24 protein-coding genes are annotated in these 24791 nt (G+C 70.1%); 3 read left to right on the top strand and 21 right to left on the bottom strand.

Annotated elements, in window-relative coordinates; all coding sequences use genetic code 11:
* The first annotated feature begins 71 nt into the window (after positions 1 to 71).
* The gene (locus PV396_RS06550) at positions 72 to 869 is read left to right on the top strand and encodes a tyrosine-protein phosphatase (protein ID WP_319201352.1); all 798 of its coding nucleotides are present in this window, start codon (positions 72 to 74) and stop codon (positions 867 to 869) included.
* An 18-nt stretch (positions 870 to 887) separates the two neighbouring features.
* Here PV396_RS06550 and PV396_RS06545 read toward each other — a convergent pair whose 3' ends face one another.
* From PV396_RS06545 to PV396_RS06455, 20 genes are all read right to left on the bottom strand, one after another.
* Entirely contained in the window at positions 888 to 1010 is a 123-nt protein-coding gene (locus tag PV396_RS06545; RefSeq protein ID WP_319201351.1) for a DUF6126 family protein, read from the bottom strand.
* A complete protein-coding gene (locus PV396_RS06540; RefSeq protein WP_319201349.1) occupies positions 1007 to 1621 on the bottom strand; it encodes an XRE family transcriptional regulator in 615 nt (204 codons plus the stop codon). The genes PV396_RS06545 and PV396_RS06540 overlap by 4 nt, the downstream gene beginning before the upstream one ends.
* 69 nt (positions 1622 to 1690) lie before the next feature.
* Positions 1691 to 3100, bottom strand: coding sequence for an aspartate aminotransferase family protein (locus PV396_RS06535; RefSeq protein WP_319201347.1), 1410 nt, complete (start codon positions 3098 to 3100; stop codon positions 1691 to 1693).
* Positions 3097 to 5019: a 1-deoxy-D-xylulose-5-phosphate synthase gene (dxs, locus tag PV396_RS06530; protein ID WP_319201345.1), complete on the bottom strand. Its 1923-nt coding sequence runs from the start codon at positions 5017 to 5019 to the stop codon at positions 3097 to 3099. The genes PV396_RS06535 and dxs overlap by 4 nt, the downstream gene beginning before the upstream one ends.
* 42 nt (positions 5020 to 5061) lie before the next feature.
* On the bottom strand, positions 5062 to 6219 hold the full coding sequence (gene ispG / locus PV396_RS06525; RefSeq protein ID WP_319201343.1) for a flavodoxin-dependent (E)-4-hydroxy-3-methylbut-2-enyl-diphosphate synthase: 1158 nt from the start codon (positions 6217 to 6219) through the stop codon (positions 5062 to 5064).
* Positions 6220 to 6223: 4 nt separating this feature from the next.
* On the bottom strand, positions 6224 to 7246 hold the full coding sequence (gene hpnH / locus PV396_RS06520; protein WP_319201341.1) for an adenosyl-hopene transferase HpnH: 1023 nt from the start codon (positions 7244 to 7246) through the stop codon (positions 6224 to 6226).
* Positions 7247 to 7251: 5 nt separating this feature from the next.
* Positions 7252 to 7887: a 1-hydroxy-2-methyl-2-butenyl 4-diphosphate reductase gene (locus tag PV396_RS06515; RefSeq protein WP_319201339.1), complete on the bottom strand. Its 636-nt coding sequence runs from the start codon at positions 7885 to 7887 to the stop codon at positions 7252 to 7254.
* Positions 7887 to 9884, bottom strand: coding sequence for a squalene--hopene cyclase (gene shc / locus PV396_RS06510; RefSeq protein ID WP_319201337.1), 1998 nt, complete (start codon positions 9882 to 9884; stop codon positions 7887 to 7889). The genes PV396_RS06515 and shc overlap by 1 nt, the downstream gene beginning before the upstream one ends.
* A gap of 114 nt (positions 9885 to 9998) precedes the next feature.
* Entirely contained in the window at positions 9999 to 11066 is a 1068-nt protein-coding gene (locus PV396_RS06505; protein ID WP_319201335.1) for a polyprenyl synthetase family protein, read from the bottom strand.
* Between the two features lie 62 nt (positions 11067 to 11128).
* Entirely contained in the window at positions 11129 to 12568 is a 1440-nt protein-coding gene (gene hpnE / locus PV396_RS06500) for a hydroxysqualene dehydroxylase HpnE (protein WP_416071347.1), read from the bottom strand.
* Positions 12544 to 12684 carry a DUF6380 family protein gene (locus PV396_RS45010; RefSeq protein ID WP_416071346.1) on the bottom strand — a complete coding sequence of 47 codons (141 nt, stop codon included), beginning with the start codon at positions 12682 to 12684 and terminating at the stop codon, positions 12544 to 12546. Before PV396_RS45010 ends, hpnE begins: the two co-directional genes overlap by 25 nt.
* The gene (hpnD, locus tag PV396_RS06495) at positions 12684 to 13634 is read right to left on the bottom strand and encodes a presqualene diphosphate synthase HpnD (protein WP_319201331.1); all 951 of its coding nucleotides are present in this window, start codon (positions 13632 to 13634) and stop codon (positions 12684 to 12686) included. Before hpnD ends, PV396_RS45010 begins: the two co-directional genes overlap by 1 nt.
* Positions 13631 to 14563, bottom strand: coding sequence for a squalene synthase HpnC (gene hpnC, locus PV396_RS06490; protein WP_416071345.1), 933 nt, complete (start codon positions 14561 to 14563; stop codon positions 13631 to 13633). Before hpnC ends, hpnD begins: the two co-directional genes overlap by 4 nt.
* Positions 14564 to 14916: 353 nt before the next feature.
* Positions 14917 to 15696 (bottom strand): ABC transporter ATP-binding protein, encoded by a 780-nt coding sequence (locus PV396_RS06485; RefSeq protein ID WP_319201327.1) that lies wholly within the window; start codon positions 15694 to 15696, stop codon positions 14917 to 14919.
* A complete protein-coding gene (locus PV396_RS06480; RefSeq protein WP_319201325.1) occupies positions 15689 to 16618 on the bottom strand; it encodes an ABC transporter permease in 930 nt (309 codons plus the stop codon). The genes PV396_RS06485 and PV396_RS06480 overlap by 8 nt, the downstream gene beginning before the upstream one ends.
* Before the next feature lie 101 nt (positions 16619 to 16719).
* The gene (locus PV396_RS06475; protein WP_416071362.1) at positions 16720 to 17592 is read right to left on the bottom strand and encodes a glycosyltransferase family 2 protein; all 873 of its coding nucleotides are present in this window, start codon (positions 17590 to 17592) and stop codon (positions 16720 to 16722) included.
* A gap of 8 nt (positions 17593 to 17600) precedes the next feature.
* Positions 17601 to 18383, bottom strand: coding sequence for a CDP-alcohol phosphatidyltransferase family protein (locus PV396_RS06470; protein ID WP_319201321.1), 783 nt, complete (start codon positions 18381 to 18383; stop codon positions 17601 to 17603).
* Entirely contained in the window at positions 18361 to 19422 is a 1062-nt protein-coding gene (locus PV396_RS06465; RefSeq protein WP_319201319.1) for an iron-containing alcohol dehydrogenase family protein, read from the bottom strand. Before PV396_RS06465 ends, PV396_RS06470 begins: the two co-directional genes overlap by 23 nt.
* A complete protein-coding gene (locus PV396_RS06460) occupies positions 19410 to 20162 on the bottom strand; it encodes a phosphocholine cytidylyltransferase family protein (protein ID WP_319201317.1) in 753 nt (250 codons plus the stop codon). The genes PV396_RS06465 and PV396_RS06460 overlap by 13 nt, the downstream gene beginning before the upstream one ends.
* Positions 20159 to 21988, bottom strand: coding sequence for a DUF5941 domain-containing protein (locus tag PV396_RS06455; protein ID WP_319201315.1), 1830 nt, complete (start codon positions 21986 to 21988; stop codon positions 20159 to 20161). The genes PV396_RS06460 and PV396_RS06455 overlap by 4 nt, the downstream gene beginning before the upstream one ends.
* Before the next feature lie 400 nt (positions 21989 to 22388).
* Between PV396_RS06455 and PV396_RS06450 the strand changes: the two genes are divergently transcribed.
* Both PV396_RS06450 and idi read left to right on the top strand, forming a co-directional pair.
* Positions 22389 to 23327 carry a cation diffusion facilitator family transporter gene (locus PV396_RS06450; RefSeq protein ID WP_319201313.1) on the top strand — a complete coding sequence of 313 codons (939 nt, stop codon included), beginning with the start codon at positions 22389 to 22391 and terminating at the stop codon, positions 23325 to 23327.
* Positions 23328 to 23558: 231 nt separating this feature from the next.
* Positions 23559 to 24155 carry an isopentenyl-diphosphate Delta-isomerase gene (gene idi, locus PV396_RS06445; protein ID WP_319201311.1) on the top strand — a complete coding sequence of 199 codons (597 nt, stop codon included), beginning with the start codon at positions 23559 to 23561 and terminating at the stop codon, positions 24153 to 24155.
* A 6-nt stretch (positions 24156 to 24161) separates the two neighbouring features.
* On the opposite strand, the gene PV396_RS06440 is transcribed toward idi, so the two are convergent.
* Positions 24162 to 24686 carry an ATP-binding protein gene (locus PV396_RS06440; RefSeq protein ID WP_319202274.1) on the bottom strand — a complete coding sequence of 175 codons (525 nt, stop codon included), beginning with the start codon at positions 24684 to 24686 and terminating at the stop codon, positions 24162 to 24164.
* Positions 24687 to 24791: the final 105 nt, after the last annotated feature.

The following is a 24791-nucleotide window of genomic DNA, read 5'->3' as shown; positions in this document are numbered from 1 at the left end:
CCCGTGTCGTATCGTCGAAGCGCGCCCGTCGACGAGCAGCGTCCGCGGGGCGGTGTGGGAGGGGAGCACTCGTGACGCAGCAGGTCCCGTCGACCGAGCCCGAGCTGGGCGGCGTACGAAACTTCCGTGACGTGGGCGGGCTGCCGACCGTCGACGGTCGGCGGGTGGCGCCCGGACGGCTGTTCCGTAGCGGCCACCTCGCCCACGCGACCGACGAGGACGCGCTGTTTCTCGGCTCCCTCGGGCTGCACACGATCTTCGACTTCCGCAACTCGGCGGACATCAAGCTGGAGGGGCCGGACGTCGAACTGCCGGGCGTGCGCAACGTGAACATCCCGCTGTCCGACCCGGCGCACGGGGCGGAGTTCTGGAAGATGGTCCGGGACGGCGATCTCGACGAACTGCGCGCCCTCCTCGCCGACGGCAAGGGCGAGCAGCGGATGATCGACTCCTACCGCGAGATCATCAGGTACCGCACGGCTGAGCACTCCCGGTTGCTGCACGCGCTGGCCGAGGAAAGTGTCCCGGCCCTGATGCACTGTGCGGCGGGCAAGGACCGGGCGGGCCTGTCCATCGCGGTGACGCTGCTCGCCGTCGGGGTGGAGCGCGATGCCATCGTCGCCGACTACATGGAGTCGGACGCACTGCACCGGCGCTACAAGGTGCGCCGCAACGGCGCTGCGGCCAAGGCCTACAGCCCCGAGGTCCTGGAGCTGCTCAACCCGCTGTTCGGCACCCGCCCGGAGTATCTGACGTCGGCCATCCGGACGGTCGAGGAGACCTGGGGCAGTGTCGACCGCTATCTGGACCAGGGGCTGGGTGTCACTCCGGAAACGCGGGAGCGGCTGCGCGAGCGGTTCCTCGACTGAACCGGTTGTCCGTGGCCGCTACTGCTTCGCGCCCACCTCGAACAGCAGGTAGATGAAGCCGGCGAAGAGATGCCCGACCGCGATGTAGATGATCAGCCGGACCCACAGGGCCCGGGGAAACCGCTCTTCCATGTCCTTCATGGCGTCACTCCAGTGGTCGGGCCGAGGCAGAGGGCCGTGGTGGGGCTCTGCAGCAGGGTGTGGACGAAGAGCAGGTCGGTGCCGGCGCGGCCGTCGGCGGCGAGGCGGTGCGGGGTCAGCGAGTCGAAGTGCGCGCTGTCGCCGGGCGCGAGGACGTGCGCGGCGTCGCCGAGGCTCAGCCGCAACCGTCCCTCGATGACGTACAGCCACTCCTCGCCGGGGTGGACGCGCACGATGTCACCCTGGGCGCCGTGCGGCACATGGACACGCAGGGCCTGCATTCCCCGTCCGGAAGCGCCGGCCTGCCAGTACGACCAGCCGCCCGCGGCCGTCGGCTCCATGTCGGCGGCGCGCACGATGGCGTCCCGGTCGGCGACGGTCTCACCGAGCAGCTCCGAAACCGTCGTACCGTAGATACGCGCGAGCCCGAGCAGCATCGGCAGGGAGGGCTGGCGTTGTCCGGTCTCCAGGCGGGAGAGGTGAGCGGGCGACAGCCCGGCGGACCGGGCCGCGGCCTCCAGGGTGAGGGAGGCCCGGCGGCGCAGCGCCCGGAGCTGTGGTGCGACGACGGGCAGGTCCTCGACCGGCCCGTCCTCTTCGGGAAGGCTCATGCCGCCATTCAGCCGCACCTTTGCCTCTGAGGCAAATTCCTTGCCTCAGAGGCAAAAGACGTGGCTCTCCTACCTGTTCGCCACCGCCTGCTTGACCAGGGTCTTCCCGAAGTCCCACATCAGCCCGCTCCCGCCGTGCGCGTCGTCCATCACGGCGGTGAAGGCGTCCACGAACCGGTCCACCTCCCGCTCCCCCACGACCAGGGGCGGAATCAGCTTGATCACCTCCAGGTGGTCACCGGAGACCTGCGTCAGGATCCGGTGCCGTTGCAGCAGCGGTACGACGACCATCTGCGCGAACAGCCCCTTGCGTGCGGCCTGGAGCATCGTCCAACGACCGCGCAGCTTCAGTGACTTGGGCTTGCCGAACTCGATGCCGATCATCAGTCCCCGGCCGCGTACGTCGGCCAGCAGCTCGTACTTGTCGACCAGTGCGGCCAGCCGAGACCTCAGCAGCTCCCCGGTCGCCCGGGCGCCCGCGACGATCTGCTCGTTCTCCATGACCGACAGCACGGCGAGGCCGGCCGCCATGGCCTGGGCGTTGCCCCCGAAGCTCGCCGAGTGCACGAGGACGCGGTCGATCGACGAGTAGACCTTCTTGAAGATCCACTCCTTGCCGATCGTGGCACCCACCGGCACATATCCACCGGACAGCGCCTTCGCCACGCACACCAGGTCGGGCTCGACCCCGTCCTCGTGCTGGTAGGCGTAGAAGTCGCCGGTCCGCCCGAGCCCGGTCTGCACCTCGTCGGCGATGAGCAGCGCCTTGTGCCGGTGCAGCAACTCCTGGGCCGCGCGCAGGTATCCGGGGGGCGCCTCGTGCACACCCTTCCCCTGGATCGGCTCGACGATCAGGGCGGCCACATCACCCTTCTTCAACTCCCGTGCCAGGGCGTCGAGATCACCGAGGGGGACGGCGGTGTCGGGCAGCAGCGGGGCGAAGCCGTCCCGGAAACCGTCCTCGCCGTTGACGGAGAGGGAGCCGGTGGTCAGGCCGTGGAAGGCGTGCGCGCAGTACAGGACGCGCGGCTTCCCGGTGGCGTACCGGGCGAACTTGAGCGCGGTCTCCACCGCCTCCGTGCCGCTGTTGCCGAAGAACACCCGGTCCAGATGCGGGCTGTGGGTGAGGAGCCGCTCGGCGAGCAGCCCGGGCAGCGGCGGGCAGTCGAAGCGGGTGAGGTCGGCGAGACCGGCGTCCAGGACGTCGTGCAGCGCCTTGCGGACGACGGGGTGATGGCGGCCGAGGCCCATCACCCCGAACCCGGCGAGCATGTCGAGGTAGTCGTGGCCGTCCGCGTCCCAGAAGTACGCGCCCTCGGCCCGCTCGTAGACCTTGTCGAAGCCGATGGTGTGCAGCATGCGCGGGAGCTGGTGGTTGAGATGTCTGGTGTGCAGCTCGTAGCGCTCGGCGCCGCGCTCGGCCAGCAGCGAGCCGAGGTCGAACTCCCCCGACGGGGAACCGGGTTCAGCGGTTGTCATTCCTGTTTCTCCTTGGCCTTCCCCTTGGACTTCCCCTGGGACAGCTCTTTCCTGGCGGCCAGCCCGGCGCTGATCCGTCCGGCGATCTCTACGGGCGTGAGGCCGATGTCGGCGAGCACCTCGCCGCGCTTGGCGTGCGCGAGGAACTGCTCCGGAATGCCGAACCTCCGTACGGGTACGTCGACTTCGGCATCGCCGAGCGCCAACGCGACCGCGGCGCCGACCCCCGAAGCGCGGCTGTTGTCCTCGACTACGGCCACCAGGCGGTGTTCGGCGGCCAGGCCGGGCAGCGCGGGATCGACGGGCTTGACCCAACGCGGGTCGACGACCGTGCAGTTGATGCCGCGCGCCGCCAGCAGCTCGGCGGCCTGCAGGCACACCGGAGCCATCACCCCGACGGCCACCAGGAGTACGTCGGCGGCCTCCTCGGACCGGTGCAGCACATGCATCCCGCCCACATGGCCGACCGCCTCGATCGCCGGGCCCACCGACTCCTTGGGGAAGCGGATCAGTGTGGGCGCGTCGTCGACGGCGACCGCCTCTCGCAGCTGGGCGCGGAGCTGGTCGGCGTCGCGCGGTGCGGCGATCCTCAGGCCGGGCACAACCTGGAGGATGGACAGGTCCCACATACCGTTGTGGGACGCTCCGTCGACCCCGGTGACCCCGGCTCGGTCCAGCACGAACGTCACCCCGCACCGGTGCAGTGCGACATCCATCAGCAGCTGGTCGAAGGCACGGTTGAGGAAGGTGGCGTACACGGCGACGACCGGATGCAGTCCGCCGGTCGCGAGTCCCGCCGCCGACACGGCCGCGTGCTGCTCGGCGATCCCGACGTCCCACACCCGGTCGGGGAACCGCTCGGCGAACCTGCCGAGGCCGACGGGATGCAGCATGGCCGCGGTGATCGCGACGACGTCGTCCCGCTCTTCCCCGATCTTCACGATTTCGTCGCCGAACACCGAGGTCCAGGAAGGCCCGTTGGACGGCGCGAGCGGCTCGCAGGTGAGCGGGTCCATCACCCCGACGGTGTGGAAGTGGTCCTCCTTGTGCGAGCGGGCCGGCTCGTAACCACGTCCCTTCTCCGTCAGGCAGTGCACGAGCACCGGCCCGTGGAAGCGCTTCGCGCGCCGCAACGCGGACTCCACCGCCCCGGTGTCGTGGCCGTCTATCGGGCCTACGTATTTCAGCCCCAGGTCCTCGAACATGCCCTGCGGATTGAACGCGTCCTTGAACCCCTTCTTCGCGCCGTGCAGCGACTCGTAGAGGGTGTTGCCGATGAGGGGGGTGCGCAGCAGTACGTCCTTGCCCCAGGCCAGCACCTGCTCGTAGCTGTCCGTCGTCCGCAGGGTCGCGAGATGGTTGGCGAGGCCTCCGATGGTCGGCGAGTAGGAACGTTCGTTGTCGTTGACGACGATGATCAGCGGCCGGTCCTTGGCGGCCGCGATGTTGTTGAGCGCCTCCCAGGCCATCCCGCCGGTGAGCGCGCCGTCGCCTATGACCGCGACGACATGCCCCTTCTCGCCCTGCACCTGGCGGGCCTTGGCGAGCCCGTCGGCCCAGCCGAGCGCGGTGGACGCGTGGCTGTTCTCGATGACGTCGTGCTCGGACTCCTCCCGCGAGGGATAGCCGGACAGGCCGCCCTTGCCGCGCAGCTTGGAGAAGTCCTGACGCCCTGTCAGAAGCTTGTGTACGTAGCTCTGGTGGCCGGTGTCCCACAGGATGCGGTCGACCGGTGACTCGAAGACCCGGTGGAGGGCGATGGAGAGTTCCACCACCCCCAGATTGGGTCCGAGATGGCCGCCGGTCCTGGCGACCGCATGCACCAGGAACTCCCGTATCTCGTCCGACAGTTCGCCGAGTTCCGCCTCGGACAGCGCCTTCAGGTCGCGTGGTCCCCGGATGTTCTCCAGAATCGTCACGCTCGGGCCCCCTCTTCTTCCGTACTCGTCAGCCCGTGCTGTTCAGCTCACGGTGACCGCCGGTTCCCCCGACGCGACGCCGTCCTGCTCCATCTGTTCGGCGATCTTCATCGCCTCCTCGATCAGGGTCTCCACGATCTTCGACTCGGGGACGGTCTTGATGACCTCGCCCTTCACGAAGATCTGGCCCTTGCCGTTTCCGGAGGCGACCCCGAGGTCCGCCTCCCGCGCCTCGCCGGGGCCGTTGACGACACACCCCATGACCGCGACGCGCAACGGCACCTCCATGCCCTCCAGACCTGCCGTGACCTGGTCGGCGAGCTTGTAGACGTCGACCTGGGCACGCCCGCACGACGGACAGGACACGATCTCCAGCCGCCGTTGCCGCAGGTTCAGCGACTCCAGAATCTGGATGCCGACCTTGACCTCCTCGACCGGCGGCGCGGACAGGGAGACCCGGATCGTGTCGCCGATGCCCTCGCTGAGCAACGCCCCGAAGGCGACCGCCGACTTGATGGTCCCCTGGAAGGCGGGACCAGCCTCGGTCACACCCAGGTGCAGCGGATAGTCGCACCGTTCGGCGAGCAGCCGGTAGGCGTTGACCATGATCACCGGGTCGTTGTGCTTGACCGAGATCTTGATGTCCCGGAAGTCGTGCTCCTCGAACAGCGACGCCTCCCACAGCGCCGACTCCACGAGCGCCTCGGGGGTGGCCCTGCCGTACTTCTGGAGCAGCCGCTTGTCGAGCGAACCGGCGTTGACGCCGATGCGGATCGGCGTGCCGTGGTCCTTCGCGGCGCGCGCGATCTCCTTGACCTGGTCGTCGAACTGCTTGATGTTGCCGGGGTTCACACGCACGGCCGCGCAGCCGGCCTCGATCGCGGCGAACACGTACTTCGGCTGGAAGTGGATGTCCGCGATCACCGGGATCTGCGACTTGCGCGCGATGGTCGCCAGCGCGTCCGCGTCGTCCTGCGTGGGGCACGCGACGCGGACGATCTGGCAGCCCGACGCGGTGAGTTCGGCGATCTGCTGGAGCGTGGCGCCGATGTCGGACGTACGCGTCGTCGTCATCGACTGCACCGACACCGGGGCCCCGCCCCCGACCGCCACCGGTCCGACCTCGATACGCCGGGAGACCCGGCGCTCGGCGATCGGACGGACCGGTACCTCGGGAACGCCCAAGGAGACGGCGGTCACGACGTCACTCCCTGTTTCCGGCGACGGTCTCGCGCATGGCGCGCAGGGACTCCTTCAGGGACCCCATGGTGGCCATGACGGCCGTCGGCTCGTAGCCGCAGTGCGCCATGCAGTTGGCACACCGGTCGTCCTTGCCGCGGCCGTAGGAGTCCCAGTCGGTCTCCTCGATGAGCTCCTTGTACGTCGTCACGTACCCGTCGCTCATCAGGTAGCAGGGCTTCTGCCAGCCGAACAGCGAGTAGTTGGGGATCGCCCACGCCGTGCACGGGAAGTCGACCTTGCCCTCCAGGAAGTCGAGGAAGAGCGGGGAGTGGTTGAGCCGCCAGCGCCGCCGGTTGCCGCCCCCGAATGCCTTCTTGAACAGCTCGCGGGTCTGCTCGACCCCGAGGAAGTGCTCCTGGTCGGGTGCCTTCTCGTAGGCGTAGGCGGGCGAGATCATCATCTCGTCGACCTGGAGCTCGTCGTTGAGGAAGTTGAGCACCTCGATGATGGTCTGCGGGGTGTCGGTGTTGAAGAAGGTCGAGTTGGTGGTGACCCGGAATCCGCGCCGCTTGGCCTCCTTGATGGCGGCCACGGCCTCGTCGAACACCCCCTCCTTCGCGACGGACTCGTCATGCCGCTCCCGCAGACCGTCGATGTGCACGGCGAACGCGAAGAACGGCGAGGGCGTGAACTTGTCCATCTTCTTGCGCAGCAACATGGCGTTGGTGCAGAGGAAGACGTACTTCTTCCGTGCCACCAACTGCCACACGATCTCGTCGATATGAGGGTGCATCAGGGGTTCGCCGCCCGCGATGGACACCATCGGGGCCCCGGACTCGAGCACCGCACCGACGGCCTGGGCGACGGGCATGCGCTGCTTGAGCACACCGGCCGGATGCTGGATCTTCCCGCAGCCCTCGCACTTGAGGTTGCAGGCGTAGAGCGGCTCGAGTTCGACGATCAGCGGGAACTTGTCCCGCTTGCGGATTTTCTGTTCGGCCAAATACGTAGCGACCTTGATGGTCTGGCGGAGCGGCATGGCCATCTGGCTCACCTCCTGGGGAGCAGCAAGGAACGGTGCCATTCGACAAAAGCGGGGAGGACCGAACGAAGAACGCGGAAGGCCGATATTCCACCGCGAAGCGTGCCGATCCGGACGAGTTCATGTTCTGGAGCGTCCACGACCACCCGTACGGCCGCAACGGGGCGCGCGCCTGTGCGCACGGCGCTGTGGAGCGTGGCCGCCGACTCCATGTCGACCGCGATCGCGCCGGTCGCGAGCAGTTCCGACCGTTCGTGACCGCGTACGACATGATCGGAGCCGGTGAGCGGACCTGTGTGGACGGTGCGCCCGGGTACCGCGCGCACCAGTTCCTTGACGAGCAGTTCGGTGCCGACGCAGGGGGTGGCGCCGCGCCGGTCCCGGGTCTCCTCGGCGACCACCAGGTCACCGGGGTGCATACCGGGTGCGAGTCCCGCGCAGAAGCCGGTCGCCAGGACCGCCGCGTCGCGCAGCACCGAGTCGGCGAGGGCCCGGATGACGGCCGCTTCTGCGGCCTCGGGCCCCATTCCGGTACGCAGCACGGTGACCGGTCCCGCACCTCGTGCGCCCCGGCGCAGGGCGAGCCGCTCGATGCCGAGCGCGCAGGCGATCAGCAGCGGGGCCGGCCCGGGCTGGCTGTCCATCAGCTCCCCTTGGCGTCGGCGAAGGGCTCTCCGTGGACGTACCTGCCGAGCGCGGTGAGCGGGAAGACCTGTCGGTAGAGGTGGTAGTTGATCGAGAAGTCCCAGGGGAAGCCGGTGCCGGTGAAGTACGGCTCGTCCCAGGAGCCGTCCGGCAGCTGGGTCGCGGCCAGCCACTCGACACCGCGTTCGACGGCCTTCGAGTCGCGCTCCCCGGCGGCCAGCAGGGCGAGCAGTGCCCAGGCCGTCTGGGAGGGGGTCGAGACGCCCCGGCCGCTCCAGCCCGCGCTGTCGTGGTAGGAGCGCAGGTCCTCGCCCCAGCCGCCGTCGTCGTTCTGGACCTTCTCCAGCCAGCCCACCGCCCGCCGGATGGCGGGGTGCGCGGCGGTCAGACCGGCGGCGGTCAGTGCGGGCACCACCGACCCGGTGCCGTAGACGTAGTTGACGCCCCAGCGGCCGAACCACGCGCCGTTCGGCTCCTGTTCGGCGAGCAGCCACTCGATGCCGCGTCGGGTGCGCGGATCGTGGGACATGCCCTCGACGGCGAGCATCTCGACGACATGGGCGGTGACATCGGCGGACGGCGGGTCGATGACCTCGCCGAAGTCGCAGAACGGCAGCTTGTTGGGGAGGGAACTGGTGTTGTCGACGTCGAAGGCCCCCCAGGCGCCGTTCTTCGACTGCATCCCGAGGTTCCAGCGGACCCCGCGTCCGATGGCCTTCTCGACCCGCTCCGGATCGTGGTGGCGGACCCGGCGGAGGGCAAGGACGACCTCGGCGGTGTCGTCGATGTCGGGGTAGTTGTCGTTGTGGAACTCGAACGCCCAGCCGCCCGGCGGCAGTTCGGGCCTGCGTACGGACCAGTCGCCAGGCCGGACCACCTGCTCGCCCAGCATCCAGTCGGCGGCCTTGACCAGTTGGGGGTGGTCGGCGGGCAGGCCCGCGTCGGCGAGGGCGATGACGGCAAGGCAGGTGTCCCACACCGGCGACTGGCAGGCCTCGATCATCCGGGCCCCGTCCTCGCGCCACACCGTGAAGCGGTCGAGGGACTGCAACCCGGCCCGCATGACCGGGTGTGCGAGGTCGTAGCCGAGCAGGTGCAGGGCGATCACCGAGTAGACGGCGGGCGGCTGGATACCTCCCCAGCAACCGTCGTTCTCCTGGCGCTCGATGATCCAACGGGCTGCGGCGTTCATGGCCGCCCTGCGCAGGCGGCGCACCGCCACCTTGCGGTAGCCGTGCAGGACCCGGTCGAGCCGCTGGAAGGCGCCGTCCCAACTGGCGAGAGGGGCAAGGGACTTGCCCGGGTTCGGCAGGTCGGGGTCGGTGTGCAGCTCGTCGAGCGGAAAGGGCGCCGGACGGACCGGGCGTTTCGCGCTGACGATGGTGAGCGGCACGATGGTCTGCCGGGCCCAGCAGCCGAAGTCGTAGATGTTGAGCGGCATCCACTTCGGGAAGTAGATGAGTTCCGGCGGGAGTTCGGGGAGGTCGTCCCACTTCCACCAGCCGAACAGGGCCAGCCAGATACGGGTGAAGACCCGGGCGGCGGCGATGCCTCCCCGGTCGCGGATCCAGGCGGACGCCTTCGCCATGTGCGGCGCTTCGGGTGCGTCTCCGGCCAACCGCAGGGCGACGTACGCCTCGATGGTGGCGGAGAGTTCGGCGGGTCCGCCGTGGAAGGTGGCCCAGGTGCCGTCGGCGCGCTGCTCGCCGCGGATGAACAACGCGGCTGCCTGGGTGGTGTGTTCGTCGCGGATGCCCAGGAACTGACGGAGCAGCAGGTCCTCGGCGTCCATCGTGACGTTGGTCTCGAGGTCGCCCTTCCACCAGCCCTCGGCGTCCTGTCGCGCGAGCAGGTGATCGGTGGCACGCCTCATGGCGTGCGCGGCGGCATCCTGAACCCCTGCCGTCACTGGGGCATTGGTGGCGGTTTCGGTTTCGCTGGCCGAGGCAGCGCGGGGCGGCAGGGCCCCGGTGCTTCCGTCGGTCGTCGCTGTCATGGCTTCCCCTTCGTGCAGTGGCATGTCTCTGCTGATTGGGTCCGCCGTCGGCCGGTGCGCCGCTGAACGCGACGCCGGCCGGCGACTACGCGAGGCTTATTCGACCGATAGTGATCATCTCTTTCGTACGACGACGAAGTCGGCGAGTGCCGTGAACTGCGCACGCACCCGGTCGGGCATGTCGATGGCGCTCAGTGCGTCGACGGCGATGGTGTGCTGCCGGCGCGCCTCCTCGGCGGTCCACTCCCGGCCGCCGGCCTCTTCGATCAGGGCGGCGCGGGCGGCGAACTCCTCCTCGGAGAAGTTCTCGAAGTCGCTGCTCTTCGCGTCGGCGGCGAGGAGTTCGCCGAGCCGCTCGGCGGCCGGGCCGCGCGCCGCGAGGGCGGCGACGACGGGCAGGGACTTCTTGCGCTGGCGCAGATCGCTCCAGGTCTGCTTGCCGGTGGCCACCGGGTCGCCCCAGATGCCGAGGAGGTCGTCGACGGCCTGGAAGGCCAGGCCGAGGTGGTAGCCGTACTTCTCGAGGGTGTCGGCGGTGTGGTCGTCCGCGCCGCCGAGGACCGCGCCGATGGAGCTGGCGCAGGCGAGCAGGGCGCCGGTCTTGTTGCCCTCCATCTCCAGGCACTCCTCGACGCTGACGCGGTCGCGGTGCTCGTAGGAGATGTCCTGTGCCTGGCCGTCGATGAGGGCACGGGTCGCGGTGGTGAGGCGGCGGGTGGCGCGGCCGGCCTCGACGGTGCCGAGTTCCAGGAGGATCTCGTTGGCCAGCGCGAACAGGGCGTCGCCGACCAGGATGGCCTGGGCGGGGCCGTGCACCTTCCAGACGGTGTCGCGGTGGCGGCGCTGTTCGTCGCCGTCCATCAGGTCGTCGTGCAGCAGGGAGAAGTTGTGCACCAGCTCGACGGCGACCGCGCCGGGGATGCCGACCTCGGGTTCGGCCCCGGTGACCTCGGCGGACAGCACGGCGAGCGCGGGGCGTACGGCCTTGCCGCCGTCTCCCGCGGCGGGCCTGCCCTGGGCGTCGATCCAGCCGAAGTGGTAGGCGGAGACGGTGTCCATGGGCGCCGCGAGACGGTTGATCGCCGCCCGCAGTACCGGAGTGGCCAGGGTCCGGCCGCGCTCCAGGAGCGCGGTCACGTCCACCGCGTCGGCAGCCTTCGGAGCCGGGGGCACAGTGGGCACAGTCTCTCCTCTTGTTCTGGTGCTGGGGGTGCGGGAACCTGCCGCGGGCTGATGATCGAGCATCAGGCTGCCTCCTCCACGTCGAAGAGGTGGTGCCGGGGCCGGCCCAGGGTGCTCAGCGCGGCGCCGGCCGCACTGACTCCGCTGCGGACCGCACTCTCCATGGTCGCGGGCCACCCGGTGGCGGTCCACGAGCCGGCCAGGTACAGGCCGGGGGTTTTGGTACGGGCGCCGGGCCGCAGCCGCCCGACGCCGGGGGTGGGGGCGAACGTGGCCGTCCGCTCCCGGGTGACGAAGAAATCCCGTACTACGGCGCCCCGTGCGCGGGGCAACAGCCTTTCCAGCTCGGGCAGATACCGCTCGCGCAGCGCCGCCACGGGCTCGTCGATCTCGTCGTGCGCGGCGGACTGGGACAGCGCCAGATACTGGCCGTCGCCTTCGAGCCCGGACGCCTCGGTCCGGTCGAAGACCCACTGGACCGGGCTGCCGAGCGCGGTGAGGAACGGTGTGTTCAGCACCCTGCGGTCGTAGACCACGTGCACGTTGAGGATCGGTGCGGTGCCGATCTCCAGCAGCCGTTCGGGGGCGTCGAGCGCGCCCTGGGGCAGGAGATCGTGCGCCTCGCGCTGGGGGACGGCGAGCACGACGGCGTCCGCGTCGAGGGTCTCGCCGGGAACCTGGACGCTCCAACGGCCGTTCTCGGTGTGTTGGACGGAGGTGACGCGTGTACGGATCTCGGTACGCACGCCCGCGGAGTCGAGCGCCTTGCGGGCCAGAGTGTCGTGCAGTTCGCCCAGCGGGACACGCGCCCAGCCGATGTCGGCCGCGCCCGGGTCGGACAGCAGACCGGTCTTGAACACCATCGCGGCGAGCCCCAGGGACGAGTCCCCTGCCACCGCGTTGAGGGTGGCGACCCCCACCAGGTCCCACAGTGCCTCGACGGCACGCTCCGACTGACCGTGCGCGGCCAGCCAGCTGCCGAAGTCCCGCTCGTCCAGCGCGGGGTCCGCGAGGTCCAGCGCCTTGAGCGCGAGTGCGGCACGCCCCACTCTGGCGCGCTCGCCGAGCGAGAGATGCGGATAGGTGGCCAGGCTGCGCCCGAGATGCAGCGGTACGGGCAGCGCGTCACGCCGGATTCTCCCCAGGCGCCGCCCCGCCGGCTTCGCCAGGTCGACGACCGGCACGTCCAGCCGGGCCTGCACCGGAGCGAGCGCCGCGCCGTCGACGCGGTCGAGGAACCAGCGGTAGGCGGTGCAGCAACGCAGGTACACGTGCTGGCCGTTGTCGACGGTGAGTCCGTCGCGCTGGAAGGAGAAGGCGAGCCCGCCCAGCCGTGGCCGGCCCTCGATCAGCGTGACACGGACTCCGGCGTCGGCGAGGGAGAGCGCCGCGGTGATGCCCGCCAGTCCGCCGCCGACCACCACCGCGGTCTTCTCACCGTGGTGGCCCGGACGTTCCCCCGGCTGCGTGCCCTCGCTCATCGCGTACTCCCCCCTGTGCACCCGTCGCGCACGATGAACGCCGCACGGCGGGCCGTCGACATCAGGGACGCGGTCCCCGGCCGGAGGGTTGCGCGCCGCTTCGCCGCGGCCGCAGCACCTTGGACCGAATTGTCCATCAGGTGCGCCTCCTGACCATCCGCCGGGACACATGCCGGGCGTCCAGACCGGACAGGCCACGCACCGCGACATACGCCTTCTCGCGTCCGGGCAGCGAGACCCGGCCGCGCAGAACGGCCTCCGGCTCCCGCTCGATGCGGTCGAGGAGTCGTCGGTAGATGCCGGCCATGGCGGCGACACAGGCGCCGCTGCGGCGGTCGAGCATGGGCAGCAGCCGGTAGCCCTCGGCGAACAGGGCTCGGGCGCGCCGCACTTCGAAGTGGACGAGGCCCGCGAAGTCGGAGCCCTCCGGCGGCGTCGACCCGCTGAACCCGGCCGAGCAGCCGAACTTGGCGAGGTCGTCGGCGGGCAGATAGGTCCGCCCGTCCTCGGCGTCCTCGCGGATGTCCCGGAGGATGTTGGTCAGCTGGAGTGCGAGCCCCAACGTGTCGGCGTACTCGGGGGCGCGTTCCGCACCGCGCGCGCCCCGTTCCGTACCGAACACCCCGAGCGAGAGCCGCCCGATGGCCCCGGCGACACAACGGCAGTAGACCTTCAGGTCGTCCCAGGTCTCGTACGTCTCACCCCGGACGTCCATCACGACGCCGTCGATGAGTTCGTCGAGGCCGCCGAGCGGGATCGGGAAATGGGCCCCCGCATGACTGAGGGCGACCGCGACGGGATCGGTGTCGTCCTCGTCGACGGCGCCCTCACGCACCCGGGTGAGCAGGGCTCTGGTGTCCTCCAGCCGTGCGGCCTTGACCTCGGGGGCCAGCGTGCCGTCACCGATGTCGTCGACGCGCCGGGAGAACGCGTACAGGGCGGACATCGCACGCCGCTTCGACGTCGGCAGCAGCCTGATGCCGTACGCGAAGTTGCGGGCCTGCTGCCCGGTGACGGTCTCGCAGTAGCTGTAGGCGGCGAGTACCGGTGCGGACACGTGTGGTTCCGACTCCACGCTCCGGATCACCCCTTTCCTCGCAGGGTTGTGCCCACCTCGCGCAGCAACTGGATCCTGCCGGGCTTGGGCGGGCCGGGAAGTACGTCGTATTCGGCGGCGGCGATCGCGTGGACCGCCGCCTTTCCCCCCGCCACGAAACCCGCGAGCAGCAGCTTCAGCCTGCCGTGGACGCTACCCACGAGAGGGGTGCCTTCATTCAGCAGGTTCAGTGCGCGTTCGGCTTCGTATGCGATCAGCGCGCGCACCGAGGCGCCCGCGGTGGGGGCGGCGAGATCCGGCTCCTGGACGTGGAAGCGCTTCATGTCCTGGGCGGGCAGATAGACACGGTCGCGGCCGAGGTCCTCGGCGACGTCCTGGAGGTGCTCGACGATCTGGAGGGCCGTGCACACGGCGTCGGAGAGCCGGATCCGCTCGGGCGTCGCGGTGCCGGTGACGGCGAGGACGAGCCGGCCGACGGGGTTGGCGGACAGCTCGCAGTAGGCGAGGAGATCGTCGTAGGTCTCGTACCGCTTGATCAGCTGGTCCTGGCGGTTGGCGGCGATCAGGCCGAGGAAGGGCTCGGGGGTGAGGTCGCGGCGGCGTACGGTCGGCCGGAGGCGGCGCAGCAGCGGGTGGCGCGGGGTGCCGTCGAAGACCCGGCGCAGGTCGGCCTCGAAGGCGTCGAGGAGGACGAGCCGGTCGTCGGCGTCCTCGGGGGCGACGCCGAGCAGTCGGGCGTCGGCGCCGCCGGGGGCGAGGTCGCCGTCGCCGATGTCGTCGACGAGGCGGGCGAAGCCGTAGACGGCCATGAGGTCGGTGCGCCAGGCCCTGGGCAGGAAAAAGGGCGCGACGGGAAAGTTCTCGTCCGCGGCCTTGTCGAGCGTGCCGCGCTCCGGGTCGCCGGTGCGCTGGTGGCCGGTTGTCGTCACTGTTCGCTGCCCGGGGCGGGGACGGCGCATGCTGTGGGGTGCTGGGGAGTTTCCGTAGCCATCGCCGTCACATCTCCCGTTCTACACTGCGGACCCAATAGGCACTATTTCGGACACGCCGCTCAGCCGTCCACACGGCGGTTTCGGATGACGGGTGTCGCGTGTTATCGCCCTACTTGCCGCGATTCAGCACTGGTACAGCTTACGTTGTACAACGCGGCATGGTCCGTCGGGGTGCACCGCGCATCACAAGAAGACACCGATTGGCGTCAAGATTCCCATGGCGAGCCGGAGTTGACGTTTTCTTTGCAGACGCAGGGCCCCGCCGGAACAGTTCCGGCGGGGCCCTGATTCGTCCGGCTGATCACCGGTGAAGCCCCCGGCTACCGGCCGGTGAACTTCTCGTATTCCTTGAGCACCTCGTCCGTCGGCCCGTCCATGCGCAGTTCGCCGCGTTCCAGCCACAGCACACGGTCGCAGGTGTCGCGGATCGACTTGTTGTTGTGGCTGACGAGGAACACCGTGCCGGCGTGCTTGCGCAGCTCCCGGATGCGTTCCTCGGAGCGCTTCTGGAAGGACCGGTCGCCGGTCGCCAGGGCCTCGTCGATCATCAGGACGTCGTGGTCCTTGGCGGCGGCGATGGAGAACCTCAGTCGGGCCGCCATCCCGGAGGAGTAGGTGCGCATCGGCAGCGTGATGAAGTCGCCCTTCTCGTTGATGCCGGAGAAGTCGACGATCTGCTGGTAGCGGTCCTTGATCTCCTCGCGGGACATGCCCATCGCGAGGCCGCCCAATATGACGTTCCGTTCGCCCGTGAGGTCGTTCATCAGGGCGGCGTTGACGCCGAGGAGGGAGGGCTGCCCGTCCGTGTAGACATGACCGCTCTCGGCGGGCAGCAGGCCGGCGATGGCACGCAACAGGGTCGACTTGCCCGAGCCGTTGGAGCCGATCAGCCCGACGGCCTCGCCGCGGTAGGAGACGAAGGAGACGCCCCGTACGGCGTGCACCTTGCGCACGCCCGGTGAGTCGCCGCGTCTGACGATGCGACTGAGGGCGGAGGTGGCGCTGCCCTTGCCGGTCTTGGCGCCGTTGACGCGGTAGACGATGTGGAGCTCGTTCGCGATGACGGTGGGGATCTTGTCCCCGGGAATCGGGTCAGCCACGGCCGTACCTCTCCTCCGACTGCCAGAAGTACACGAATCCGCCGACGGCGAAGAGCGCGGCCCAGGCTCCCGCGACCGCCCAGACGTGCGGCGGCAGGTTCTCCGGGCCGTAGCCGTCGATGAGCGCGAAGCGCATCAGGTCCATGTAGATGGCGGCCGGGTTCCACTGCAGCACGTCGGCGAGCCACTGGGGCTTGTCGGCGAGCATGACCGGGATGGAGAACATCACGCCGGACGCGTACATCCACGTACGCATCACGAACGGCATCAGCTGCGCGAGGTCCGGGGTCGCCGAGCCCCAGCGAGCCATGATCAGCGCGAGTCCGGTGTTGAAGAGGAACTGGAGAGCCAGCGCCGGCACGATCAGCAGCCAGGACAACGTGGGGTAGCTGCCGAAGCCGATCGACACCACGAACAGCACGATCATCGAGAAGAGCAGCTGCTGGAGCTGCTGCAGCGCGAAGGAGACCGGCAGGGCGGCACGCGGGAAGTGCAGGGCGCGCACCAGGCCGAGGTTGCCGGAGATCGCGCGTACGCCCGCCATCACCGAGCTCTGCGTGAAGGTGAACACGAAGACGCCCGTGACGAGGAACGGGATGTACACCTCGCGGGGCATGCCCCGGTCGGCCTCGAGGATCACGCCGAAGATGAAGAAGTACACGGCCGCGTTCAGCAGCGGTGTGGCCACCTGCCACAGCTGGCCGAGTTTGGCCTGGCTGTACTGGGCGGTCAGCTTCGCCTGCGAGAAGGCGAGGATGAAGTGACGCCGTCCCCAGAGCTGGCGGACGTACTCGACGAGTCGGGGACGGGCGCCGCTCACGGCGAGTCCGTACTTCGCGGCGAGCTTGGCCGCGGAGAGGCCGTCGTCGGGTGACGGTCGGTCGCTCACCGCGACACCGCCGTCATGCTTTGTCTCACTCACAAATGGAAACTTTCGTCTTCAATATGCGCAGCTGAACGGGGCAGAGCGCGGGCTGTTGACCGGAACGCGGTCGGCCCGCGGGAGCTCTCAGGGAGAGCTTGTCAGATCACTGGGGGGCGGCCCAGTCGGGTCAGCCGCCACACCGTACGCCACCGGATGGGCCGGCGGGGCCCGCACGGGGTGGTCAGGCCCTCCTTGAACCCGCCCCACCAGGCTCTGAGCGCCGGGCGGGAGGGTCTGCGGAGGAGTGTGAGCAGCAGCCAGTCTCCCAGATACACGGGTACCAGGGGGGCCGGCAGGTTGCGGCGGGCCAGCCAGACCCGGTTGCGCGCGACCATGCGGTGGTAGACCGCGTGCCGCGAGGGCGCGGTCGCGGGGTGGTAGAGCAGCATGTCGGCCCGGTAGTCGATCATCCAGCCCGCGTCGAGGGCCCGCCAGGCCAGGTCGGTCTCCTCGTGGGCGTAGAAGAACTCCTCGGGGAGGATGCCCACTTGGGCGAAGACCTTGGTACGGATCGCGACGGCGCCGCCGAGGAAACTGGTGACGCGGGAGCTGCGCATCGGGTCCGTGGTGCCCGGGCGGGGCACATGGCGGCGCTGGGTGAGACCGGTGTCGGGGTCGGCGATGCGGAAGCTGATGATGCCGAGCCGGGGGTCGGCGGTGAAGGCCTCGCGGCACAGTTCGGCGGTGTCCTGGTGGCCGAGGAGGCCGTCGTCGTCCAGGAACATCAGGATGTCGACGTCGCCGCCGGCCGGGCCGAACGCCTCGATGCCGACGTTGCGTCCGCCGGGGATGCCGAGGTTCTCGGGCAGCTCGATGCCGCGTACGCCCTCGGGGAGGTCCGGGACGGGCGAGCCGTTGCCGACCACGACGACCTGGACCGGGTCGCCCTCCTGTTTGGCGATGGAGTCGACGAGGGCGCGCAGTTCGTCGGGGCGGTTGCCCATGGTGATGATGACCGCGCCGACCCGCATCCCGGTACTCACCGCAGCCTGCTCGACGCGAGGATGGACACGAGGTGCAGCAGGGTCTGCAGGATCGCGATGCCGGCCAGTACCGCGATGCCCAGGCGGGTCCAGAAGAGGTCGCCGCCGAACAGGTCGAGGACCGCGACGACGAAGATGAACAGGCTCGCCTCGATGCCGCCGATCAGCCGGTGGAACTTCAGGGCGGCGGCTGCCTTGCGGGCCATGGCGAGCCCCTCGGAGCGCGGCACCGACAGCTCGTCCTTCGCGGCGGGCAGGCCGCTGCGGGCGCGCGCCACGTCCACCAGGTCGGTCTCCGCCTTGATCAGGATCGCGCCGAGGGCGGCCAGGGTGCCGAGAAACGCCCACAGCCACTCGGGACTGCCGGAGCCGTCCCACAGGTCGGCGCCACGCAGCCCGAAGCCGATCAGCAGCGCGGCCTCGGACAGATAGTGGCCGATGCGGTCGAGGTACACGCCGGTGATCGAGGTCTGGTTCCGCCAGCGGGCGATCTCGCCGTCGACGCAGTCGAGGAGCAGGTACAGCTGCATCAGTACGACGGCCAGGACCGCCCCGGTGAGGCCCGGCACCAGGAGCGCCGCGCCCGCCAGACCACCCGCGACGACCATCAGGTACGTGAGCTGGTTGGGCGTGATCCTGGTGTTCACCAGGTACGGGTCGACCCGCAGGGACACCTCGCGCATGTAGAGGCGTCCCGCCCAGTGCTCGCCGCTGCGCCGGTCCTTCACCCCTTCGGGGTGGACGACAGGGCGTAGTTCAGCTACCGATGGCCTTGACATAGTCCGCGTACGTGTCCTTGATCTGGTCGTTCGTGAGGTCGAGGTGTTCCAGGATCGTGTAGCGACCGGGTCTTGTCTGCGGGGCGTACTCGACGACCCGTACGAACTCGTCCGTGGTGAAGCCGATCTCGTCCGGCAGCACCGGCAGCCCGTGCCGGCGCAGTACCTCGGCCATGTAGGCCGCCTCCTCGGGCGCGCCCCGCAGGTACATGGCGAAGGCGGCGCCGAGGCCGCACTGTTCGCCGTGGCTCGCGGCCCGCTTGGGGTACAGCAGGTCGAAGGCGTGGTTGATCTCATGGCAGGCGCCGGAGGACGGGCGGGAGTCGCCGGACACCGACATGGCGATACCGGTGAGGACCAGTGCCTCGGCCAGCACCTGGAGGAAGGCGTTGTCGCCGACTCCGCCGGGGTGGCGCAGCACGGCCTCGCCCGCCTGGCGGGCCATCGCGGCGGCGAGGCCGTCGATCTTCTCCCCGTTGACCTGGCCGGCCAGCTCCCAGTCGGCGACCGCGGAGATGTTCGACATGGCGTCGCCGATCCCGGAGCGCACGAACCGCGCCGGTGCCTCACGGATCACGTCGAGGTCGATGACGACGGCGATCGGATTGGGTACGCCGTACGAGCCGCGCCCCGCGTCGTTGTCGAGGGTGGCGACCGGGGAGCACAGGCCGTCGTGGGCGAGGTTGGTGGCGACGGCGACCAGGGGCAGGCCGACACGGGCGGCGGCGAACTTGGCGCAGTCGATGATCCGGCCGCCGCCGAGGCCGACCACGGCGTCGTAGTGGCCTGACTTGATGGCGTCGGCCAGCCTGATCGCGTCGTCGATGGTGCCGCCGTCGACCTCGTGCCAGCTCGCGCCGGGCAGCGCCGGGGCCAGCCGGGCGCGCAGTTTCGCGCCGGAGCCGCCGCTGACCGCGACGGCGATCTTCCCGGAGTGCGAGATCCGCTGGTCGAACAGCACGTCCGCCAGGTCGTTCAGGGCCCCACGGCGGATGTCGACGACGACCGGCGAGGGGATCAGCCTCGTCAGTACCGGCACGCGATCTCCCGTCCTCGGGCGAGATCCTCGTGGTTGTCTATCTCGACCCAGGGCACCTCGCCGATGGGCGCCACGTCGATCCGGAAACCGCGGTCGACCAGTTCCTGGTAGCCGTGCTCGTAGAACTGCTGGGGGTCGGTCTCCCACACGGTCTTCAGGGCGTCGGCAAGTTCGGCCGCGGCGGCGCCCTCGATGAGGGTGACGCCGATGTACTCGCCGGTGGCCTCGGCCGGGTCCATCAGCTTGGTGATCCTCCGCACGCCCTTCTCGGGGTCCACGACCACCTTCATCTCCTCGTCGGCGAGATCCTTCACCGTGTCGAGGGCCAGGATGATCCGCTTTCCGTCACCGCGCGCGGCGAGCAGCGTCCGCTCGACGGAGACGGGGTGCACGGTGTCGCCGTTGGCGAGGATCACCCCGTCGGCGAGGGCGTCCCGGCCGCACCAGAGGGAGTAGGCGTTGTTCCACTCCTCGGCGCGGTCGTTGTCGATGAGGGTGAGCTTCAGCCCGTACTTCTCCTCCAGGGCCCGCTGCCGCTCGTACACGGCCTCCTTGCGGTAGCCGACGATGATCGCGGCCTCGGTGAGGCCGATCTCGGCGAAGTTGGCGAGGGTGAGGTCGAGGACCGTGGGTCCGTCCTCGTCGCCCGTGGGGCCGACCGGCACGAGAGCCTTGGGGAGACTGTCGGTGTAGGGGCGCAGACGCCGTCCGGCGCCGGCCGCCAGCACGAGGCCGATCATGCGGGTACTCCTTCGTCGTGTACGGCGGGCGCGCCGCCCTGGTGGGCGGCCACCCAGTAGCGGATGCTCTCGGCGAGCACCAGCAGGGCCACGACCACGGCGAGGACCGTGAGCGCGACCACGAACTGCGAGGCACTGAGCAGCGCGGCCAGTACGACGACCAACAGTGTCCGGCCCTCGTGCCCTCCGCACGCCCGTACCAGCCAGCGCGGGGGCGCTCCGGCGTTGCCACGGATGCGGTACACCGTGTCGTAGTGATGGTAGGCGACGGCGGCCACGAGGCCGAAAGCCGCGGGGAGTGCTCCGTTTGCCTCCGCTTTGCCCGCGAGAAGGAGGACTGTGCCGTATTCGGCGGCCCGGAAGAAGGGCGGGACGAGCCAGTCGAGGGCGCCGTCGAGGGGCCGCAGGACGGCGATGGACGACGTGAGGACGTAACCGAGGCAGCACAGCACGGTCTGCCAGCCGGCGCCCCACAGGGCGGCCGAGCACAGCACGAGGACCGCGCCGGACAGGGCCACCGTGGCCGGGGCGGGGCCGGCGGTCCCGCGTGCGGTACGGGCCAGCAGTTCCGCGAGGGGCCCGCTGTCCGCGAGGTCCGCCAGCGCTCGCGTCGCGCGTTCCGTGCGCTGAGCCTTTCGGGTGAGCGAACGCAGGACGCGACCGGTTGTGGTGTACGTCGCGGCGAAGCCGCAGCCGATCAGCAGCACGGTGAAGGTCGTCCGGGGAGTGGTGAACGCCGTGAGGACGGCGATCAGGGCCCAGCGCTCGCCGATCGGCAGGACGATCATCCGCCGCACCCAGACCGTCCAGCCCACGGCGTCGAGGCGGTCGGAGAGGGCGGCCGTGGGACTGGTGTTCGTCGTCGCGTCGTGGTTGGCCTCGTTGAAGGCGAAGTCGACGACGTGCCGGCAGGTCTGCAGGATCATCGCGCCGAGTGCCAGCGCCCATACGTCGTCGCCCCCGCGCGAGGCCCCGAGGGCGAGGCCCGCGTAGAAGGCGTACTCCTTGGCGCGGTCGAAGGTGGCGTCCAGCCAGGCGCCGAGCGTCGAGTACTGGAGGGAGTAGCGGGCGAGCTGGCCGTCCGTGCAGTCCAGGACGAAGGAGACCAGGAGAAGCACGCCCGCCGTGACGAAACCGCCGCGGGTGCCGGTGGCCGCGCAGCCGGCCGCGATCAGCGCGGTGAGCAGCGAGGCGGTGGTGACCTGGTTCGGGGTGAGGCCTCGGCGGGCGCACCAGCGGGCCAGGTAGCGGGAGTACGGGCTGACGCAGAAGGTGGTGAAGAAGCCGTCCCGGGACTTCACGGCCGACTTCAGGCGTACGGCCTCGTCGTCGACGGCTGCGACGGCCTGCCGTGCCTCGTGGCGGGCCTCGGGGTCGGCGGGGACGGCGGCGGTCAGGCTGCCCAGTTCGGGGCGGTGCACGGCGACGCCGTCCGCGTCGAGGGCGAGGGCGATGCGGTCGGCGAGGTTGTCCGCGACGGCGAGAGCCGCCGGCCGGGACGCCGTCGGGGCGTCGCCGCTCGCGGAGATCTCCCGGGCCAGTACCCGGGTCAGGGCGGTACGGCCGGCGCCGGGCTGTGCCGTCACGGCGCCCGGTACCGCGGCGAGCGGGAAGCGGGGGTCGGTGAGGCCCAGGCGCAGCGCGTGCGGGTGGCCGACGAAGCGGGCGTCCACGACGGCGATCCGCTCGTCGCAGGGCGACTCGGCGACGAGGGTCTCGGTCTCGGGGACATCGGTCGCGCTCCGCACGTCGAAGCCGAGGGACCGCAGGTCGGCCTCGATCGACGACCCGGGAACCGGCTGACCCGTGAGGATGGCGGTCGGCAACCGAACTCACTCCCTGGACACCGACGCGCGCACGCCGGTCCTGTACATGTTGGTGGGGGAAACCCTGACCCACGGTGGCCGGGCAGCATGTCGGCAGAGGTTATCGGATGGGGCCACGCCTGTGTTCACCGGCTGTTCGGGGGCCGATCCCGGCCCGGCCGACAGGCGCGTCCGCCCGGTCATCATGGGCGACCCGGCATGCGGCGCACAAACGGTGGCCCGGGTCGCACAGTTCCCGCCCGTCGATTGGCGGTGATCTCCGCACCCCCTGACCTGGGTTTCGTTTTCGCAGGTCAGGGCACATGACAACGGTGTTCAGTGCCGCGTTGCCACATACCCCCCACCCGTAGTTCACTGATCTCGGGACGGGACTCGGCACGAACACCAGGAGGCGGCTTCCATGGGGGCTGGGCACGATCACGGACACGCGCACGGCGCGCCGACCACGGGTACGGCGGCAGCGGCGTACCGCGGGCGGCTGCGTTTCGCGCTGGCCATCACGCTCACCGTCATGGTCGTCGAACTCGTCGGCGGGGTCGTCGCCGATTCGCTCGCGCTCATCGCGGACGCGGCGCACATGGCGACGGACGCGCTGGGTCTCGGCATGGCGCTGCTCGCGATCCACTTCGCGAACCGTCCGCCCACCGGCAACCGCACCTTCGGGTACGCCCGTGCCGAGATCCTCGCCGCGCTCGCCAACTGTCTGCTGCTGCTCGGCGTCGGCGGATACGTGCTGTACGAGGCGATCCAGCGGTTCGTCACACCCGCGGAGACCGAGGGCGGGACGACCGTCGTCTTCGGTCTCATCGGCCTGGTCGCGAACATGATCTCGCTGACGATGCTGATGCGCGGCCAGAAGGAGAGCCTGAACGTGCGGGGCGCCTTCCTGGAGGTCGCCGCGGACGCGCTGGGCTCCCTGGCGGTGCTGATCTCCGCGGTGGTCATCATGGCGACGGGTTGGCAGCGGGCCGACCCCATCGCCTCGGTGATCATCGGTCTGATGATCGTTCCGCGCACCTGGAAGCTGCTGCGCGAAACCCTGGACGTCCTTCTGGAGGCGGCTCCCCGGGGCGTCGACATGGCGGAGGTACGGGCCCACATAGTGGCGCTGCCCGGCGTGGAGGACGTACACGATCTGCACGCCTGGACGATCACCTCCGGCATGCCGGTGCTGTCGGCCCATGTGGTCGTCAGCTCGGAGGTGCTGAGCGGGATCGGGCACGAGAAGATGCTGCACGAGCTCCAGGGCTGTCTGGGCGACCACTTCGACGTGGAGCACTGCACCTTCCAGCTGGAGCCCGGCGGGCACGCGGAGCACGAGTCGAAGCTCTGTCTCTGAGCCCGGCCGGCACGTCTCGGCGGCGGAACGCAGCCGTCCGGCGCGCACCCGCGTCCCCTTCTTCAAGCCCCCCTGAACGGCGGTTCCCCGGCAGCCGGACGGGGCACGATGGACTTTCGGGTCACTGTCGACACGCTTTCGCGCCGGACATGCGGGGGACGCCGGGAAGTGCCGGGAGTGCCGGATTCGTACGGCAGACTTGGGGCTCGAAGACCGAGGCGAAGGATGGGTATGCCGATCACACCTGCCACCGCGACGCACAAGAGTTCGTCGAACGGCACCGCAGAAGCGATCTTGCTCGAGCTGGTCGACGAGAACGGCACGACGATCGGCACCGCCGAGAAGCTCTCCGCCCACCAGCCACCGGGTCTGCTGCACCGGGCGTTCTCCGTCTTCCTCTTCGACGAGCAGGGCCGACTGCTCCTCCAGCAGCGCGCGTTGGGCAAGTACCACTCCCCCGGCGTCTGGTCCAACACCTGCTGCGGCCACCCCTATCCCGGTGAGGCGCCCTTCGCGGCGGCGGCCCGGCGGACGTACGAGGAGCTGGGGGTCTCCCCGTCGCTGCTGGCGGAGGCGGGCACGGTCCGCTACAACCATCCCGACCCGGAGTCGGGCCTGGTGGAGCAGGAGTACAACCACCTGTTCGTCGGGATGGCGCAGTCGGCGCTCGCGCCGGATCCGGAGGAGGTCGGGGACACGGCCTATGTGACCCCGGCCGAGCTGGCCGAGCGGCATGCGAAGGACCCGTTCTCGGCCTGGTTCATGACCGTGCTGGACGCCGCGCGCCCGGCGGTCCGGGAGCTGACGGGCCCCTCGGCCGGCTGGTGACAGCCGCTACGGCAGCTGCGTGGGCCTGAGCGGCAGGGCCGCCCAGACGACCTTGCCGCCGCTCGCGGTGTGCTCGATGTCGCACACCCCGCCCGCCTCCCTGGCGATCTCGCGGACCAGGAGCAGACCCCGTCCTCCGGTCCGGCCGTGGTCGGCCTCCAGGGCGGAGGGGCGGTAGGGGTGGTTGTCCTCCACCGACACCCGCACCCACTCGGCTCCCACTGCCACCTCCACGGCGAGCGTCGGCGACAGGACCGCCGCGTGCCGGACGGCGTTCGTCGCCAGTTCCGAGACGATCAGCAGGAGCCCGTGCACCAGATCCGGGGAGGCGGGCACCTGCTGGCGGTACAACAGGTCCCGGACGGCGTGCCGCGCCTGTGGGACGGAGGCGTCGACGGCGGGCGCGTTGAACCTCCACACCCCTTCGTAGGGAAGCGGATCGGGGGTTCTGTGTCTGTGCTCACAGGGTGGACCGTCGGGTACGCCGTCGTCCGCTGGGCGTGAGTCGGACTCTCGCCCATGGTCGTCCATCGTTCGGTCGCCGCCCTCGCGCTCGATTGTCACCACACGACGAGTGTTGGTAGGGGGCGGGCCCCCGGCGGAGAACTGAACAGAAGTCAGCACGTTTCGAGCGCT

It is taken from the genome of Streptomyces sp. ME02-8801-2C (assembly GCF_033793965.1).
Lineage (GTDB): Bacteria > Actinomycetota > Actinomycetes > Streptomycetales > Streptomycetaceae > Streptomyces.
Note: the sequence above shows the minus strand (reverse complement) of the source record. Positions and strands in the feature narration are given on the sequence as shown.

Excerpts from the sequence above, each read along its gene's own strand:
- PV396_RS45010 (WP_416071346.1), bottom strand. The coding sequence starts at position 12,684 with ATGGACAATTCGGTCCAAGGTGCTGCGGCCGCGGCGAAGCGGCGCGCA.
- PV396_RS06535 (WP_319201347.1), bottom strand. The coding sequence starts at position 3,100 with ATGACAACCGCTGAACCCGGTTCCCCGTCGGGGGAGTTCGACCTCGGC.
- PV396_RS06475 (WP_416071362.1), bottom strand. The coding sequence starts at position 17,592 with ATGCGGGTCGGCGCGGTCATCATCACCATGGGCAACCGCCCCGACGAA.
- PV396_RS06470 (WP_319201321.1), bottom strand. The coding sequence starts at position 18,383 with ATGTCAAGGCCATCGGTAGCTGAACTACGCCCTGTCGTCCACCCCGAA.
- shc (WP_319201337.1), bottom strand. The coding sequence starts at position 9,884 with ATGACAGCGACGACCGACGGAAGCACCGGGGCCCTGCCGCCCCGCGCT.
- PV396_RS06515 (WP_319201339.1), bottom strand. The coding sequence starts at position 7,887 with ATGGACAGCCAGCCCGGGCCGGCCCCGCTGCTGATCGCCTGCGCGCTC.
- PV396_RS06545 (WP_319201351.1), bottom strand. The coding sequence starts at position 1,010 with ATGAAGGACATGGAAGAGCGGTTTCCCCGGGCCCTGTGGGTCCGGCTG.
- hpnC (WP_416071345.1), bottom strand. The coding sequence starts at position 14,563 with ATGCGCCGTCCCCGCCCCGGGCAGCGAACAGTGACGACAACCGGCCAC.
- PV396_RS06460 (WP_319201317.1), bottom strand. The coding sequence starts at position 20,162 with ATGATCGGCCTCGTGCTGGCGGCCGGCGCCGGACGGCGTCTGCGCCCC.
- PV396_RS06450 (WP_319201313.1), top strand. The coding sequence starts at position 22,389 with ATGGGGGCTGGGCACGATCACGGACACGCGCACGGCGCGCCGACCACG.
- PV396_RS06540 (WP_319201349.1), bottom strand. The coding sequence starts at position 1,621 with ATGAGCCTTCCCGAAGAGGACGGGCCGGTCGAGGACCTGCCCGTCGTC.
- hpnH (WP_319201341.1), bottom strand. The coding sequence starts at position 7,246 with ATGGCCATGCCGCTCCGCCAGACCATCAAGGTCGCTACGTATTTGGCC.
- PV396_RS06440 (WP_319202274.1), bottom strand. The coding sequence starts at position 24,686 with ATGGACGACCATGGGCGAGAGTCCGACTCACGCCCAGCGGACGACGGC.
- idi (WP_319201311.1), top strand. The coding sequence starts at position 23,559 with ATGCCGATCACACCTGCCACCGCGACGCACAAGAGTTCGTCGAACGGC.